Origin of the sequence: Lentibacillus cibarius, from assembly GCF_005887555.1 — a bacterium.
Taxonomy (GTDB): domain Bacteria; phylum Bacillota; class Bacilli; order Bacillales; family Amphibacillaceae; genus Lentibacillus; species Lentibacillus cibarius.
This window is the reverse complement of record NZ_VCIA01000001.1, coordinates 1,246,829-1,262,576: the sequence shown is the minus strand read 5'-3', so window position 1 is coordinate 1,262,576 and position 15,748 is coordinate 1,246,829. Positions and strand designations below refer to the sequence as shown.

Below are 15,748 nucleotides of genomic sequence, written 5' to 3'. Positions count from 1 at the left end.
GTACCATTAAAGATTGGGGAGGCAAAACGGCGGAAGCTCTGAAAGTTTACTATTAAAGTCACATGTTTCATTTCTAAACCAATCTACCCCGTAAGTTTGGGTAATATGGGTTTTTTCTCGGGCATTATTTGCTGCGTCTTATCCAATATATCAATTTTCCCTCCGACTAGTCTCTCTAGATACAACCATTCATTGGCACCCAGCCGCAATAATTATAATATACTATAAATGTTATTAAAATTCTAAATAATCAAATTAACAAAAAATATTGAATTACAGTCCTGCCATTCCATATAATAAATATAAACCGCTTTTAACAAAAAAAGAAGCAAGGGGGCAATATTTTAAAAATGTAAACGCTATCAAATTTGTTTTTTGCTTAGTTATCAGATGTAGTAGCATTCCTGAAACAAACAAATTTGAAGAGAAATCTTATAATGCTGGTGATGATGTTGTAGTAGGTGAGATAAGCGAATTTGTAGATTGGATTCAGATTGAATTTAAAGTCGGTGAATAATAGGTATATGGTCAATAATCTCACTAAGGAGTGTTTTAAACAATGAACTGGTGGCTCGTATGGATTATCGCCTTTCTAGTTGTACTATTCTCTATAAGTATTACGGCATCTCGAAAAATAAAAACAGCGGATGATTATGTAATGGCAAATTTCAGTTTGGGATTTTTTCCAATCTGTGGGTCTGTTATCGCGACAGTAACAGGATCAGCAGCTCTTATTGGTGGCGCCGGTAAAGGATTCCACATGGGAATATCCTATATTACCACCATGATAAGTTTCACTTTGTTTACAATTGTCGCAGTAACCATCCTTGGAGTTACTATACGTAAACTAAAGCTGTACACGGTGCCTGAATTATTCATGAGGCGCTTTGGAAAGATGGCTGCCCTCATTCCGGCACTCATTATAGGTCTTTTGTATATGACGCCGACCTTTGGTATGCAATTAGTTGGGATGAGTTCAATTCTTTCGTCGGTTATGGATATTCCTGTTATATGGGGAATCATTCTTGGTTTTTTTGTTGCAGTAATATTTACGCTCTTGGGTGGGATGCCAAGTGTAGCCTGGACTGACGCTATACAGACTGTTGTCATTCTCTTCGGTGTCATTTTAACGTTAGTCTTGGGTGTTAGCTATGTTGGAGGGCCAAGTGAAGTTATTGAACATACGCCGAAGCGTTTATTTAATTTTTTTGATATTGGGTTCAAAGGTTTATTGAATTGGTTTCTTGTGTTTGGACCTTTTTATATCGTATGGCAGACAACATGGCAGCGGCTAACAGCTGCAAAAACAACGAGGATAGGTGTATGGTCTATTATTATTGGCTTTATCATATCCGCTATCGTAGGATTTCTGGGTATTTTAGTTGGCATTACAGCAGTTCAACAACTAGCTCCCAATACAGATCCTGACTTAGTTTATACCAAGTTCCTAGTTGATGTATTTCCACCTGCACTTGGCGGTTTATTTTTAGTATCGTTATTGGCAGCTCTTTTAACGGGTGCAACATCATTTCTTTTAAGTGGTGCAATTAATATTTCAAAAGACATTTACCAAGGGTGGGTCAATCCGGCAGCAAACGACTCGCAGGTTTTAAAGGTCTCTCGGCTATCTGTTACTGGCATGGCGATCCTTGGTTTGTTCATTGCTTTGTTTATCAATGATGTCATTGCCATATATCAGTTGGCACTATCATTCACTGCCGCAACATTGGTGATGCCAGTTTTAGCAGCAATGTTTTGGGCACGCGCAACAAAGATAGGCGTGTTAACAAGCATCATAGGCAGTATCATTGTCTCATTAGCTTGGAATTTGGCCGGGAAACCATTTGGCATACATGAAATACTACCGGGTTTAATTGTGTCGTTCCTACTTCTTGTGGTTGTTAGCCTTCTGACAAAACATTCTCATGATGAAGAGGTTACGGCTTATTATTATAAGTTTAAAAATGAGAAAGATGATGATTTGGAAGAGTTTGAGGATAAAAAGCAAGCATAAATAGATTTTTTAGAGGGAGAGATTTAAATGAATTTGTAGGTAAGACGACCGACTCCATTAATAATCAGTCCCTCCTATTAATGCATAATTAGGCCTAGGAAAGGAGGCTCACTATAATTTTGATTTAAGGATATAACTTCTAAAATTATTGACATATTTTATTAAGAAAATATTATAAAAGGAGTGTTTCTTGTGGATAAAATTGATCTTTTAATAACCAATGCTAACGTACTAACGCTAGATTGTGAGAACAGCCGAGCGGGTTCAGTTGCTGTGAAAGACGGAAAAATAGTCAATATTTGGCAGGAACCCGAACCCCCAATCGGTTCCATAAACGTTACAAATCAGACAGAGCTAGTTAATCTTCATGGCGCTACATTATTACCTGGATTTATTGATACGCATAACCATATATTGATGTATTCAAGTATGCAAAATCAAGTTGATTGTAGTTCGCCAAAAAATAAAACAATTAACGATATTAAAGAATCTATAAGATTAAAAGTAAAAGAAATGCAAGTGAACGAATGGGTTGTCGGTCACAGTTACGATGATACTTTATTATACGAAAGGCGTCACCTAACACGATATGATCTAGATGAGGTGGCCCCGAATAATCCGGTTCTTATCAGACATACCTCAGGCCATTTAGCTGCCGCTAATTCTTTGGGGTTAGAATATGCAGGGTTAGATAATTCCGTATCCGATCCGCAAGGTGGTCACTATGGACGAGATGATAAAGGTCAATTAAACGGTGTTCTATATGAACCATCTGCCATGCAGGTTGTTCTAGATCAGATACCTAAACAATCAAATGAAGAAAGGATTCAGCAATTAGGAAAAACATCGCAAGAATATTTAGCTCACGGAATTACAACAAATACAGATGCTGCAGTAGGCATGTTCGATGGATTACAGGAATTAGATATTCACCTGAAGGCCGCTGAACGCAATGTGAATCCCATGCGAACCCAATTAATGATTATGCATCACTTTTTGCGCGAAGGTGAAAAATATGCCGGGTACTCCGCCGAGGAACTAGATAAAGAATTAAAGGAACGGTCAAATGGCAGGGTTCAACTGGATAGTGCAAAAATGTTTCAAGATGGCTCAATTCAAGGATTAACTGGGGCATTACGTCAGCCATATTATCAACATCCCGAAATTTATGGTGACCTTATTCATGACGAACAACTATTTCAAGAAGAAGTATTGAATTTGCATGAGCGGGGTTTTCGCATAACAACTCACGGTAACGGTGACCGTGCAATTGGATCTATTCTTGATGCATATGCCAATTCATTGGAGAAAAGCCCTCATAACGATCATAGGCATCGGATTGAGCATGTGCAAACGGCTACAACTGATGATTTAGCAAGAATGGGAAAATTGGGTGTTGCTGGGTCATTCTTTATTAATCACGTTTATTATTGGGGAGACAGACATGAACAAATATTTTTAGGACCTGAAAGAGCACGTAGGATTAGTCCGCTTGCAGAGGCAATTGAACATAACGTGTTATTCACGCTCCATTCTGATTGCCCAGTCACACCAATATCACCATTATTCTCAGTCTGGGCCGCTGTAAATCGGATAACTAGGGAAGGAAAAGTATTAGGGCCTGAGCAACGAATTGATGTAGAAACGGCGCTTAAATCAATGACTATTTACGGGGCGAAGTTTATTTTTGAGGAAGAGAATATTGGAAGTATTGAAGTGGGGAAAAAAGCTGACTTTGCAGTGTTAGAGGCAGACCCAACAAAGGTGGATCCAACAGAAATTAAAGACATTTCCATTAATGCTACGTTTATTGGCGGAAAACCTGTATATGGACACGAAACACTAATGACTAACTGACATAAGTATAGGTTTAGTCGGGCTGCTTGGAGAATGCTTTAGGACTGACGATAGGTAACATAGTATCAAGTGTATTATGTAGAGTGACTATTAAGGTGCTTTACTTCCATAAACAAGTACCAATGGAAAAGTGTCATGTGCATCTATTTTGCATGACACTTTTTATACTTTAGGCCCAATTGATCTACTCTGGATTAGCAACACTTTAATTCCAAGTTATAGGGCAATCGATCTTCTTCATATAGAGAAATAAGAAGGAGTGGAAAGATTATATGTAGAATATAATTTCGATATAAGTCTATCCATAGAAGTTAGTAAATCGATAGCAACTTTTCGATTTTATCAAGCATATAAGGAAGCGGAGAAAGCATCAAAGGTGGCTCAGAGTAAAGGAGCATTCCTGTAATGAAAAAATTTGAAGGGAAATTGGCGAAAATGAAAAGTGCATAAAAAAAGTCCCCTTGGTACGATAGAGAGTGTCATGCATGACCTCGAATTTAGTACCGAAGGAGGACTTCTACAATGGATTTTACACAAAATAATCGTTTAGCGCAAATCAATGAACAAACATTAATTATCGGAGTTGATGTAGCCAAACGTAAACATGTGGCCCGAGCGATAGATGATCGAGGCCGGGACCTCGCCAAACGGTTGGTGTTCCCCAATTCGCTGCAGGGATTTTCAACCCTCATTGAATGGGTTGAGAGCTTATCCGATGAACACGTGCGCCCCAACATTATCGTTGGGATGGAACCAACTGGTCATTACTGGCTGAATCTAGCCTATCACTTGAAAAACGGGGGCATTCAAGTGGTGGTTGTCAATCCGATGAAGGTAAAACAATCCAAGGAATTGGATGATGATTCACCAACGAAAAACGATACAAAAGACGCCAAAGTCATCGCCCAGGTGGTGCGTGATGGCCGTTATCATGAACCAACATTACCAGAGGATGTGTACGCTGAATTACGTGAAGGCATGAAACTCTATGACATCATCCAGGAAGATATGTCTTCGGTCAAAGCCCAAATGCATAATGCGCTTGATCGATACTTCCCGGAGTTTCTCGATGTCTTTAAAGACTGGACTGGAAAAGCTGCCCTCCATCTATTAGAACGTGGCTATTTACCGGAAGCTATCCGCGAAACTTCGGAAGAAGATTTGCTTCTTGAAGTCAAGAAAGCCGCCAAACGTGGTGTGGGTATCAAACGTATTCGGGACTTGAAGCAGGCAGCTGAAGACAGTGTCGGCCTCACAGTTGGATTACGCATGGGACGTCAGGAAATCCATTATTTGATTGATCAGTATAAGGCTCTTGAAGAACGTCTTATCGCTCTTGAAGCACAACTGGAAGAACTTGTTCTTCATATCCCCGGAGCTGATCAGATGATAGCGATTAAAGGCGTCAGCGCTATAACAGTGGCCGGTTTCTTCGCCGAAGTTGGTGATTTATCGAATTATCGGGATCCACGCCAAATCATTAAATTAGCGGGACTCAATCTTAAGATGAATCAATCAGGGCTGTTCAAAGGCAAAACAACCATCACCAAGCGGGGACGAAAGCGATTGCGAAGCATCCTGTATCAAGTAGCGCGTCCATTATCCCTGCACAATGAAGGCTTCAAGCAGCTGCACCATTATTATCGTCATCGATCCGATAATCCGTTAACAGGAAAACAATCATTTATTGCGTTAAGCCGAAAACTCATCAAAATCTTTTATGTATTAGGGACACGGAAGTGTACGTTCAGTGAAGAGCGCATGATTCGTGATATCCCCATGATTTCGACGTTACAGGAAGTCGCTTAATAAGCATTCAACTATCATTTTGAAACGTTTTTTTGTCATTTAGACAATTGAAGCACGGATTAGCCGGTCGTTATTTAATCCATTAGGGCACAGACCCGCCAAAGGAGCATTTCCGGCATCCACCATGGTTAGGTCGAACGAAGGAATTTGCGCGCATAGACGCCGAGAGACATGGGAGGGTCCACCGCCATGTAAATGTGGAGATCCAAGGTGCGATCATAAGGTTAATTATCCATTTAATGGAAAACCCCCATTAAAGCTTATTCGGATTAACTCATAAATTCCAGATTTATCCTTTGATGTAATTAAAAGGAATAAAGACCGCTATGGACTTCAGTTAATCGAAAGAAATTCGAAGAAAAATGAAGCATTTCTAAGAGAACATTAATTTATTGAGGGAGGATTTGATTATAATGAAGATTTATTTATCGAACTGATTATTGAAGATATTAGCGTTGAGACAAAACGTGAATTTTTAAATCGAGTATTTAAAAATATGGAAACTGAAAAAGAATTATTAGAAACATTGGACACCTATTTTTTTAAAATCACCAATCTATTAAATATACGGCAAATGTCATGCATATTCACATAAATACACTATATTACCGACTGAAACAAATTAAAGAAATGACAGGAATAAATCCAAAAGAGGCAGAAGGTACGACATTATTTTACATTGGTCTTTGTTTGAAAAACCGTATGTTGTCTGACATGGATTATTTAGAGGTAAAAAACTTCAAGAAAATGGCGTATCGTTGCTATAAAGTCCATATATTTCCATTAGCTCTTTAGAATTAAAAAAAGATGAGGTGAGGAGTATGCTGGATCAAAAGACAAAAGATCGGCTAGTAACTGGTTGGATTCCCGCTACGCTAAAGTGTTAAAGCTTTCCTATGAGGGAGTGCTTTGGAGAGGATTTAGAAGCTGCTAGGTTTGTTGTACTTATTTCTCATTAAATCTAGTGGTTTTGTTAATTCTAAAAGGAATTTCATTTTCATATTTTTATGAGCTACGTTCTAACTTTTCACTGTTTATCCGGATTAATCTGGGAAATGTCGATAGGAGATTTCCATCATTTAAGATGTCAATGTCGAATTGTATTATAACTTGGTAATCGAAGAAAGCTTTATTCAGTGTACCCCTTTGTGTCGGAAGGGGGGATGCTGAAAGATAAACTGAAACGAGACCAGGAATAAGCGACAAGGGAATACATGATAAGACAGTTGAATGGGTAAAAACAAAAAACTGTTGGAATAAATTAACGGATGAGAAGGTGTGATGAAATTGGAAGAATGTAAAAATCATCCGGTACGCGGAATATGTTAATATTGTTCGTTAATTCTTATGAGTTTAGTAGGGAGGAAGACGATGAAAATATCATTATTCGTTACATGCCTTGGTGAGTTATTCTACCAGGAGGCTGCAAAAGATATGGTTGAGGTGCTTGAACGACTCGGCTGTAATATTGACTTTCCACGAGGACAGATTTGCTGCGGACAGCCGGCATACAACAGCGGTTATCGGAAAGATGCACAAAAAGCAGCGAAACAAATGATTTCCGCTTTCGAATCATCGGAATATATTGTGACACCCTCCGGGTCATGTGCCGGTATGTTTAAGGAGTATCCTGGACTTTTCCAGGATGATTCCACCTGGCATGAAAAAGCTCAAAAAGTGGCTGATAAAACGTATGAGTTCACCCAATTCATTGTCAATGTACTAGATGTTGAGGATCTTGGAGCAGTTTATCATGCAAAGGCTACCTACCATACGTCTTGTCATATGATGCGTTTACTCAAGGAAACAGAGTCTCCGTTCAAGCTGCTTAATAATGTAGAAGGACTGGAACTGCTTCCATTGGAAAATAGTTATGACTGCTGCGGTTTCGGCGGGACATTTGCTGTGAAAATGTTGCCAATCTCGGAACAAATGGTTGATGAAAAAGTCCGGCACGTAGAAGAGACAGGTGCAGATGTTCTGATTACGGCAGATGGGGGATGCTTGATGAACATAAAGGGACGTATTGACCGTGAGGGAAAACCGATAGCTGTTAAACATATTGCGCAAATTTTAAATTCACGCTCATAAAGGAGGCGATTGTCGTGGCTATGAAAATTGGGGAAAAGCCATTTTTTGATAGGGTGGATGATGCATTGGATGATACATTCATGCATCAATCGATGGCTAATGCACAAGACGGCTTAAGAGGCAAAAAGATTGCTGCAACAGAAGGCGACGAGGCGATTGGTGACTGGGAGGATTGGCGAAGCGCCGGAGAGGAAATACGCCGGCATACATTGGAAAATCTTGATTATTACCTGGAACAATTAAGTGAGAATTTTGCAAAACGTGGCGGGCATGTGTTTTTCGCGGAAACGGCTGAAGAGGCAAATGCCTATATACAGCAGGTAGCTAAAGAGAAAAATGCTAAAAATGCCACGAAATCAAAATCGATGGTGACCGAAGAAATAGGGCTGAATGAAGCATTGGCAGATGTTGGTTGTCAGGTTCATGAGACCGATCTGGCGGAATACATTTTACAGGCTGAGGAAGGCGATCGCCCGTCTCATATCGTGGTGCCGTCCTTGCATAAAAACAAATCACAAATCCGAGATACATTAAAGGAAAAAGCCGGATATAGTGGCACAGATCAGCCTGAGGAATTGACGGCTTTTGCGCGCAGTCAGTTGAGAGATGTGTTTATGAATGCTGATATCGGGATTACCGGGTGTAATTTTGGGGTTGCCGAGACAGGCACTGTATCCTTGGTTACCAATGAAGGCAACGCTAATATGGTAACTAGTTATCCGGAGACTCAAATCAGTGTCATGGGCATGGAAAGACTTGTGCCAACATGGGAAGATTTGGATGTCATGGTGAACCTATTAAGCAGAAGTGCCGTTGGTCAAAAAATCACCACATACGTAACGAATGTGACGCCGGAAGTTGGTCTGCAGAGTGTTGACGGGCCAAAAGACTTTCATTTGGTCATTGTAGACGGAGGCCGATCCAAAGCACTTGGGACGGAATTCCAATCAGCGCTTCATTGTATTCGATGTGCCGCTTGTGTGAACGTTTGTCCAGTTTACCGTCATATTGGAGGTCATGCTTACGGTTCTATTTATCAGGGACCGATTGGTGCTGTGCTTTCACCAATATTGGGCGGTTATGAAGAATACGGCGAACTTCCTTACGCATCTAGCCTTTGTGCTGCGTGTACCGAGGCCTGTCCAGTCAAAATCCCATTGCATGAGCAGCTCATCCGTCACCGTCAAATTTATGTCGAGGAAGGGTATGCTGATAAAAGCGAACAGGCAGCCATGACAGCTTTTGGTATCGGTGCAAGTACGCCATCCTTGTTCAAAATTGCCACAAAAGGGGCACCCACATTTGCTAAACCTTTTGTTCATGAAGGTTCGATATCAAACGGCCCCGGACCGATGAAACTTTGGACCAAAATACGGGAATTCCCGGCACCGGGCAAAGAAAATTTCAGAAAGTGGTTCAAGGAACATAAGAAAGGGGACAGCTAAAATGAGTAAAGGTACCATTCATAACCGGGATAAATTCTTAAGTCATATTGCTGATCGGCTTGGACGGGAACAGAAAACAGATGTGTCACGGCCTGACTGGAAATATCAGCCGCAATGGGCTGTCTATCAGGAAAAAACATCCGATGAACTATGTGCTCTGTTTAATGAAAATAGTGAAGAAAAAGGCACCCACGTTCTGGAAACGACAATGGATCAGCTTGAGGAAACAGTCGAATATGTCATGAAAACCTATGACGGGTCACCAATGGTTGCAACGGATGATGAGCGCTTTGCCGAATTTGGACTGACGGATGTATTTGATAAAAACAATGTCCATATATGGGATGCTGAATCAGGTGAGAGGAATATTGAAAAAGCCAAACAAGCTAATATCGGCTTCCTGTTCAGTGACGTCAGTCTTGCCGAATCAGGAACGATAGCCCAATTTAACGACCGGAATATTGCGCGATCCGTCAGTTTGCTTCCAACAACCTATACAGCCTTTATTCCAAAGTCAACCATTGTGCCTCGGATGACTCAGGTGACTGCTCGAATTCATAAACAAGGGGGGGATGGGGAAAACATCTCCCCATATATCAATTTTATCACGGGTCCAAGTAATAGTGCAGATATCGAAATGAACATGGTTGTTGGTGTTCATGGGCCCGTCAAGGCTGTTCATATTGTCATCCTAGATGCGTAACAGTCTAAGGAAACCGGGGTAAATTAGATGGTAGTTGGGTACTAAATGAAGAGCTAAATCGTATAAGACATGGTTATCAAAAAATCGCACTCCCTCCACAGTGCGTTTTTTGAATTCAAGTTTTGGTTAATTCTTTCTTTAATTTTATCGACTTGCTCGAGGAATTGGTTTGGTTGTTTGGTAGAAGGGCTATTACTTAATTCACGTTGTATGGCTCAAAAACAGCAAAGCCTAACCAAGTAACAAGCAGTTAAATTTCAACACTTCATGATTAAAGTAGCAAAATCATTGAAAAAGCACAGAACGGTATTCAAAGGTGATTCATTTCTAAATTGACCAATGGGCCGCTTGACGGTATTAATGTTCTGGTGCAAGCTACCAAAAAGAGTCCGGTACTAAAGGAGATGAATTTCCAATGACCATCCACCACTTAGCAGATAAAATTATTCAAGTTATTAAAAGCTTGATTGATGAGCAAATCATTATATGCGATACAAATGGAATCATTATTGCAAGCACAAACCCGGATAAAGTCGGGGAATACCATGAAGGCTCTGAGCTTGTGAACCAAAATAACGAACAACTGATTATCACCAAACAACTGGCAATGGAATTAAAAGGGGGGGGAAACAGGCATTAACCTCCCCCTCTGCTTCCATGAAGCGGTAATCGGGGTGATTGGCATTACTGGGGAAATCGAGAAAGTAAAGCCGTTTGGGGAGATTGTCCGGAAAATGACCGTGCTATTGATCAATGAAAATAATTCATGAGCAAATGGAATTTGAACACCGCGCTGTTGAAAATTTTATATTTGATTTTTGCAGAGCAGAAAAGTAACCCGCCTCTTATTGGATCGGGCGGAAACCCTAGGGATTTCCATGGATGAGACGAAGCAGGTTATCCTATTTGCTATAAATCAGGAAGACTCCATTTTTCAAAAAAGAATATGGCAGGACGTTCGGAACGTCATCTCGCAAAAAGATACCCTCATTCGCTGGGGGAACAATCGATTATTCTGGATGCATACATTTCATCAATCGAAACAAATAAAGCCAGACTTTTTGAAAGCTATACAACATAATTGCGAAAGTAACTTTTTCATTGAATTGCATATCGGCATTGGAGACATTGCCGCGTCCCATGAGCTGTACCGTTCCTATGAACAGGCATTAACGGCCCTTCATTACAGCACTAACTCCAGAATCTCCTACCATACGGATCTTCAGTTGGAGCTTTGTCTGTATGATATCTCCGATGAAACAAAAAAGGAATTCATCACCAGAACAATCGGGGATTTAATGGATCATAAACAGCTGTTTGAAACGCTAAAGGCATTTCTAGAGAACGAATCATCCCTTCAAAAAACCGCAGATACATTATTCATTCATATCAATACGTTACATTACCGGCTGTCTAGAATCCATCAAATGACCGGACTGGATCCGAAGCGCTTCAAGGACTTGGTGAATCTTTATCTTGCCAACATGTTTTTAGAGGAACACACAATGTTTCCATGATTTAACCGCTATTTTTTGTATGAAAACACGTAGAATTAAAGATGTGTTTTTATTTATAATAGATGATAGACAATTGTTAGAACGGAACCGGATAAATAAAGAAATGGTATATGTTTATATGGACAAGGAGCATACCTTATAAAGGGAGCTTTTACTACCTAATCTTTAATCTAAAGGGAATACATTTTACAAAATTGCTTTATCATATTCATTTATCACCCTTTTTGCAATTGATAGAAATTGTTCTGTAGCAGAATTTTTGACACTGTTTTTTAAGGTTGTGAGATTTAAAAACGCGTGAATATCTGGACTTTTTAGTCTTACGAGTGGTGGTAAAGAAAAGCCTTTAATATGATTAAAAAGAGCAGGTACAAATGCTATTCCTATACCACGATTTACAATATTAAGCATTGGTAGGTTTTCTGTTCCCCAATAAATAATATTTGGTGTGAAGCCAAATGATTGACATCCCTCTAGAATAAAATCAGAAATTCCATGTCCAAAAGACGTATATGGAATTAAAAAGTTCTCATTTGATAGTTCTTCTAGTGATATATATAATCTATCTTTTAAAGGGTGTTGGGGTGGTAATGCAACATATAATGGCTCAGATAGTAATGCAGTAGTATGATAATCCTCCTTGTCAAAAATATTTCTTACTAGACCTATGTCCATGTTGTGTGTTTTCAATTGTTCTAGAATGAAAGCTGTATTTCCTTCAAGGACCCGAGTGGTGATCTTTATATTTTCATCATTCATTCTTTTAACCACTTCAGGAATAATAGTTAAATTAGCAACTGTGGAACACCCAATAGTAACATATCCCGTCTTGCCTTCTTCCTTTTCTTGAGCTTCTTTAATGATGGACTTGGTCGATAAAAGAAGTTCAGTACCCCTTTCGTAAATAGTTTTGCCAGCTTCACTTAATCGAAGCCTTTTACCATTTCTTAAAAAAAGATTCACCCCTAATTCTTCTTCAAATTTCTTAATAGCCATACTTAGAGGTGGTTGGGTCATATTTAATGCTGAAGCAGCTTTCGACATAGACCCTTTATCTACTATGGTTATAAAGTATTTTAATTTAACTACATCCATATCTTTTGCTCTCCTTATATAGAAGGGGGCGTCAATAATTTTGTGTAAATGACCCTATTCCTGTAGAAGGTTAGCCATTGTTTTTCAAAGTTTCAAGATTAGGTGGCTGCTCTAAGCCACAGCGGCAGCTGCTTGTCCTTGACCCTGCGCCTCTTCTTCGTGATTCGCTGTGTTGGGTTCAGGGACCCGGCCAGCGAGAACGTAGAAGAGATCGGTCGTGGTACGCTCGGTGTGCGGATGGAGCCCCTTGAGGGCTTTATTTTGCCCAGCCGCCATGTACACACCACCACGACCGCAAGCAGGGTCAAGGATGGCGGTGTTAAGCCTGATTTTCCAGCGCTTCAAACATCTGCAGTAGTTCGGGCTTCGCCTTTCCAAATCCTTTGTGGCACCGCATACCGAATTTATGGTTGTAATCCAAAAATTGGGTTACCAGAAAACGTTCCAGGGCATCCTCGTTGGGAAATTGTTCTTTGCGTTTGACGTAGCGTTTGATTTCCTTGTTAAATCCTTCGATGAGATTTGTGGTATAAATACTGGAACGGATGGATACCGGGAAATCATAGAACGTTAATAAGCGATCCTGTCTCATCACTGCGTCGACAGCGCGAGGATACGTTTTGTGCCATTTATTTTGAAATTGGTCCAGGGCACTAAGAGCTTGCTGGCGGTCCTCAGCTTCGTAAATAGCCTTGAAATCATCCAGAATAGCCGCACGATCTTTCACACGAACTTTGTTAGCGATATTGCGGGAAACATGGACACAGCACACCTGATGTTTGGCTTTTGGGTAGACACGATGCAAGGCATCTGTCATGCCGTTCAAGCCGTCCGAAATAAAGAGAAGGACATGTTCAACACCGCGTTCAGATAAGTGCTGTACCAACTCCTCCCACACATTGGCGGATTCCGTTGGGGCAATGGTAAAGTCCAGTACTTCTTTGCCGCCATCTTCTGCAATGCCAATGGCAATATAGACCGATTCTTTTTCAACGCTTTGACGACGAATCGGGATCTGGGTGGCATCCAGATAAATGCACACATAACGTCGCTCCAGGGTTCGCTCATGGAATGCCTGAACATCTTCTGACACAAGCTGTGTCAGATTTGAAACGGTCTGTTTGGAATAATGTTGACCATACATTTTTTCGATCAAATCAGCAATTTCATCCGTCGTTATGCCCTTTTCGTACAAATGGATTACAAATTGTTCCAGCGTGTCGTTAGAACGTTTATAAGGCGCCAGCGTTTGTTGCTGAAAGGAACCGTTGCGGTCTCTGGGAATATGCAGCTCAAGGCTGCCGTATTCCGTTTTGAACGTTCGGTCATAGAACCCGTTACGGGAATTACCGGAGTTAACGCCGGCCTGCTCATAAGGCTCATAGTCCAGGAAAGCCGTTAATTCGTGTTTTAAAAGCTGATTGATGGCTGTTTCCAAGTGATGGCGAAAAATTTCTTCAATATCCTGCTTTTGGGCTAGTCCTTCTAGCAAATCTGTAGTAAGATGACTCATAGGGAAGACCTCCTGTGGGTTTTGTGTGCTAACTCTATTCTACAGGAAAAGGTCTTCCTTTTTCTATGACCATCGTTTAGGTATATTCATTTACACAAACTATTTTACGCTCTCATATAGAAAATGTATGGAACATAAATTTATTATATATTTTACATTAATAAAAGTCTACTATATAATATTAGAAAATAATGAATCGATAAACAGGAGGGAAAATTATGAACAAAAAAATGTGGTTGAGTATTTTTGTCGTACTCATAGCTCTTTTGGCAGGTTGTAGCAACTTTACTGGTGGAAATGAAAGCGCTTCTTCTTCTGAGGAAGGCGATGAATTCCCGAACCAATCAATTGATGTAGTTATTCCTTATGCGCCTGGTGGGAGTGCTGATCTTCAGGCTCGTATCGTTAGTGATTATATGAAAAAAGAATTTGACCAAACCGTAAATGTAGTCTCCAAAGGAGGGGGAGCTGGATCGACCGGAATGAACTATATAAAAAATTCCAAGGCTAATGGTTACACTATCATTCTAACTGCTGTTGGTCCTTCGACATTAACACCAAACTCAAACGACGTTGGATATAATGTAACAAAAGACTTCGAACAGATATCGCAAATTAGTGAGGCACCTTATGGTTTAGCAGTAAATTCGGATCTTGATGTGAACTCTTTAGAGGAATTGTTTAAAAAATCCGAAAGTGAAGAGGTGACGTATGGTACAACAGGGGCTGGGTTACATCAGCATGTTGTTACATCAGAATTAGTTTCAAATTTGGAAGGAGTTAACATGGAACATGTCCCTTTCGAAGGTGGGGCAGAAGCAGTTAGTGCACTTCTTGGAAATCATGTGACAGCATCAGTAAACACCATTTCAGAATTATTGCAGCATGAGGAAAGTGGAGATTTAAAGATATTAGCAGTAACCACTAAAGAAAGATTAGATGAATTGCCGAATGTACCGACATTTAAAGAACTTGGATATGACTTAATTGGTAATGGCGCATGGTTTGGATTTATGGCACCCAAAGGGACACCAGATAAAGTAGTAAATAAATTAGATAAAACAATTAAAAATGCTTTACAAGATGATGAGGTTAAGAAACAGTTCGAAAACGCAGGGCTTCCTATTAATTACCTAAATAACGAAGAATTCACTGATAAAGTTAAAAAAGAGAATAAGAAAAATGCTGAGGTAATTAAATCTTTGGAAGAATGATTTTAGTAGTTAGGGGTTGCAAATTATGAAAAGCGAAATCCGTAATATTTCCACTGGGTTAGTTTTACTTCTTGTTTCCGTAGCAGGCATGATAATTGCTAATAATTTTGGTAGATCTCAGACGGAAACACTATATGGGCCAGACTTCTTTCCGAAGCTGGTCTTTACTTTATTAGCAATTTGTTCAGTTATATTGTTTATTAAAGGAATAATCGACTTAAAAAAAAATGATAAATATATGGAGATAAACAAAAAAACGATTGGAAGAATCTTTTCTTATACTATTTTACTGATCATTTACATTAACTTATTTTTTATGATTGGTTTTGTTTATTCAACGATTATCTTTTTAATAGTTGGACAATATTTCTTTGGTGTAAGGAAGATACCAAGATTAATTATTATATCAGCTTTAACGCCATTTTTATTATATTATTTATTTACAAACCTATTTAATATTCCACTTCCTTAGATTTATCCACTGGAGGAG

At 39.7% G+C, this 15,748-nt stretch carries 14 protein-coding genes; 12 read left to right on the top strand and 2 right to left on the bottom strand.

Annotated elements, in window-relative coordinates:
* Positions 1–559 precede the first annotated feature (559 nt).
* From FFL34_RS06050 to FFL34_RS18575, 10 genes are all read left to right on the top strand, one after another.
* Entirely contained in the window at positions 560–2,014 is a 1,455-nt protein-coding gene (locus tag FFL34_RS06050) for a sodium:solute symporter family protein (RefSeq protein ID WP_138602411.1), read from the top strand.
* Between the two features lie 192 nt (positions 2,015–2,206).
* Positions 2,207–3,871 carry an amidohydrolase gene (locus tag FFL34_RS06045; RefSeq protein ID WP_138602409.1) on the top strand — a complete coding sequence of 555 codons (1,665 nt, stop codon included), beginning with the start codon at positions 2,207–2,209 and terminating at the stop codon, positions 3,869–3,871.
* A gap of 522 nt (positions 3,872–4,393) precedes the next feature.
* Positions 4,394–5,680 carry an IS110 family RNA-guided transposase gene (locus FFL34_RS06040; RefSeq protein WP_138602407.1) on the top strand — a complete coding sequence of 429 codons (1,287 nt, stop codon included), beginning with the start codon at positions 4,394–4,396 and terminating at the stop codon, positions 5,678–5,680.
* A 558-nt stretch (positions 5,681–6,238) separates the two neighbouring features.
* On the top strand, positions 6,239–6,475 hold the full coding sequence (locus FFL34_RS19025; protein WP_411712852.1) for a helix-turn-helix domain-containing protein: 237 nt from the start codon (positions 6,239–6,241) through the stop codon (positions 6,473–6,475).
* Positions 6,476–7,051: 576 nt separating this feature from the next.
* A complete protein-coding gene (locus tag FFL34_RS06030; RefSeq protein ID WP_138602403.1) occupies positions 7,052–7,771 on the top strand; it encodes a (Fe-S)-binding protein in 720 nt (239 codons plus the stop codon).
* A gap of 14 nt (positions 7,772–7,785) precedes the next feature.
* Positions 7,786–9,216: a LutB/LldF family L-lactate oxidation iron-sulfur protein gene (locus tag FFL34_RS06025; RefSeq protein WP_138602401.1), complete on the top strand. Its 1,431-nt coding sequence runs from the start codon at positions 7,786–7,788 to the stop codon at positions 9,214–9,216.
* A 1-nt stretch (position 9,217) separates the two neighbouring features.
* A complete protein-coding gene (locus tag FFL34_RS06020; RefSeq protein WP_138602399.1) occupies positions 9,218–9,919 on the top strand; it encodes a LutC/YkgG family protein in 702 nt (233 codons plus the stop codon).
* A gap of 415 nt (positions 9,920–10,334) precedes the next feature.
* Positions 10,335–10,559 (top strand): sugar diacid recognition domain-containing protein, encoded by a 225-nt coding sequence (locus FFL34_RS18775; protein WP_267900358.1) that lies wholly within the window; start codon positions 10,335–10,337, stop codon positions 10,557–10,559.
* A gap of 34 nt (positions 10,560–10,593) precedes the next feature.
* On the top strand, positions 10,594–10,689 hold the full coding sequence (locus tag FFL34_RS18770) for a sugar diacid recognition domain-containing protein (RefSeq protein ID WP_267900357.1): 96 nt from the start codon (positions 10,594–10,596) through the stop codon (positions 10,687–10,689).
* 108 nt (positions 10,690–10,797) lie between these two features.
* Positions 10,798–11,436 (top strand): PucR family transcriptional regulator, encoded by a 639-nt coding sequence (locus FFL34_RS18575; protein WP_234031440.1) that lies wholly within the window; start codon positions 10,798–10,800, stop codon positions 11,434–11,436.
* 186 nt (positions 11,437–11,622) lie between these two features.
* Here FFL34_RS18575 and FFL34_RS06010 read toward each other — a convergent pair whose 3' ends face one another.
* Both FFL34_RS06010 and FFL34_RS06005 read right to left on the bottom strand, forming a co-directional pair.
* Positions 11,623–12,531, bottom strand: a complete 909-nt coding sequence (locus tag FFL34_RS06010; RefSeq protein ID WP_138602397.1) for a LysR family transcriptional regulator — start codon at positions 12,529–12,531, stop codon at positions 11,623–11,625.
* A gap of 319 nt (positions 12,532–12,850) precedes the next feature.
* Entirely contained in the window at positions 12,851–14,044 is a 1,194-nt protein-coding gene (locus FFL34_RS06005) for an IS256 family transposase (RefSeq protein ID WP_138602395.1), read from the bottom strand.
* 218 nt (positions 14,045–14,262) lie between these two features.
* On the opposite strand from FFL34_RS06005, the gene FFL34_RS06000 reads away from it, so the two are divergent.
* Positions 14,263–15,258, top strand: coding sequence for a tripartite tricarboxylate transporter substrate binding protein (locus tag FFL34_RS06000; RefSeq protein WP_138602393.1), 996 nt, complete (start codon positions 14,263–14,265; stop codon positions 15,256–15,258).
* Positions 15,259–15,283: 25 nt separating this feature from the next.
* The gene (locus tag FFL34_RS05995; protein WP_138602391.1) at positions 15,284–15,730 is read left to right on the top strand and encodes a tripartite tricarboxylate transporter TctB family protein; all 447 of its coding nucleotides are present in this window, start codon (positions 15,284–15,286) and stop codon (positions 15,728–15,730) included.
* Positions 15,731–15,748: the final 18 nt, after the last annotated feature.

Bases quoted from the DNA above. Each gene is read 5' to 3' on its own strand.
- FFL34_RS06050 (WP_138602411.1), top strand. From the start codon at position 560: ATGAACTGGTGGCTCGTATGGATTATCGCCTTTCTAGTTGTACTATTC.
- FFL34_RS06040 (WP_138602407.1), top strand. From the start codon at position 4,394: ATGGATTTTACACAAAATAATCGTTTAGCGCAAATCAATGAACAAACA.
- FFL34_RS06030 (WP_138602403.1), top strand. From the start codon at position 7,052: ATGAAAATATCATTATTCGTTACATGCCTTGGTGAGTTATTCTACCAG.
- FFL34_RS06020 (WP_138602399.1), top strand. From the start codon at position 9,218: ATGAGTAAAGGTACCATTCATAACCGGGATAAATTCTTAAGTCATATT.
- FFL34_RS18775 (WP_267900358.1), top strand. From the start codon at position 10,335: ATGACCATCCACCACTTAGCAGATAAAATTATTCAAGTTATTAAAAGC.
- FFL34_RS18575 (WP_234031440.1), top strand. From the start codon at position 10,798: ATGGATGAGACGAAGCAGGTTATCCTATTTGCTATAAATCAGGAAGAC.
- FFL34_RS06010 (WP_138602397.1), bottom strand. From the start codon at position 12,531: ATGGATGTAGTTAAATTAAAATACTTTATAACCATAGTAGATAAAGGG.
- FFL34_RS06005 (WP_138602395.1), bottom strand. From the start codon at position 14,044: ATGAGTCATCTTACTACAGATTTGCTAGAAGGACTAGCCCAAAAGCAG.
- FFL34_RS06000 (WP_138602393.1), top strand. From the start codon at position 14,263: ATGAACAAAAAAATGTGGTTGAGTATTTTTGTCGTACTCATAGCTCTT.
- FFL34_RS05995 (WP_138602391.1), top strand. From the start codon at position 15,284: ATGAAAAGCGAAATCCGTAATATTTCCACTGGGTTAGTTTTACTTCTT.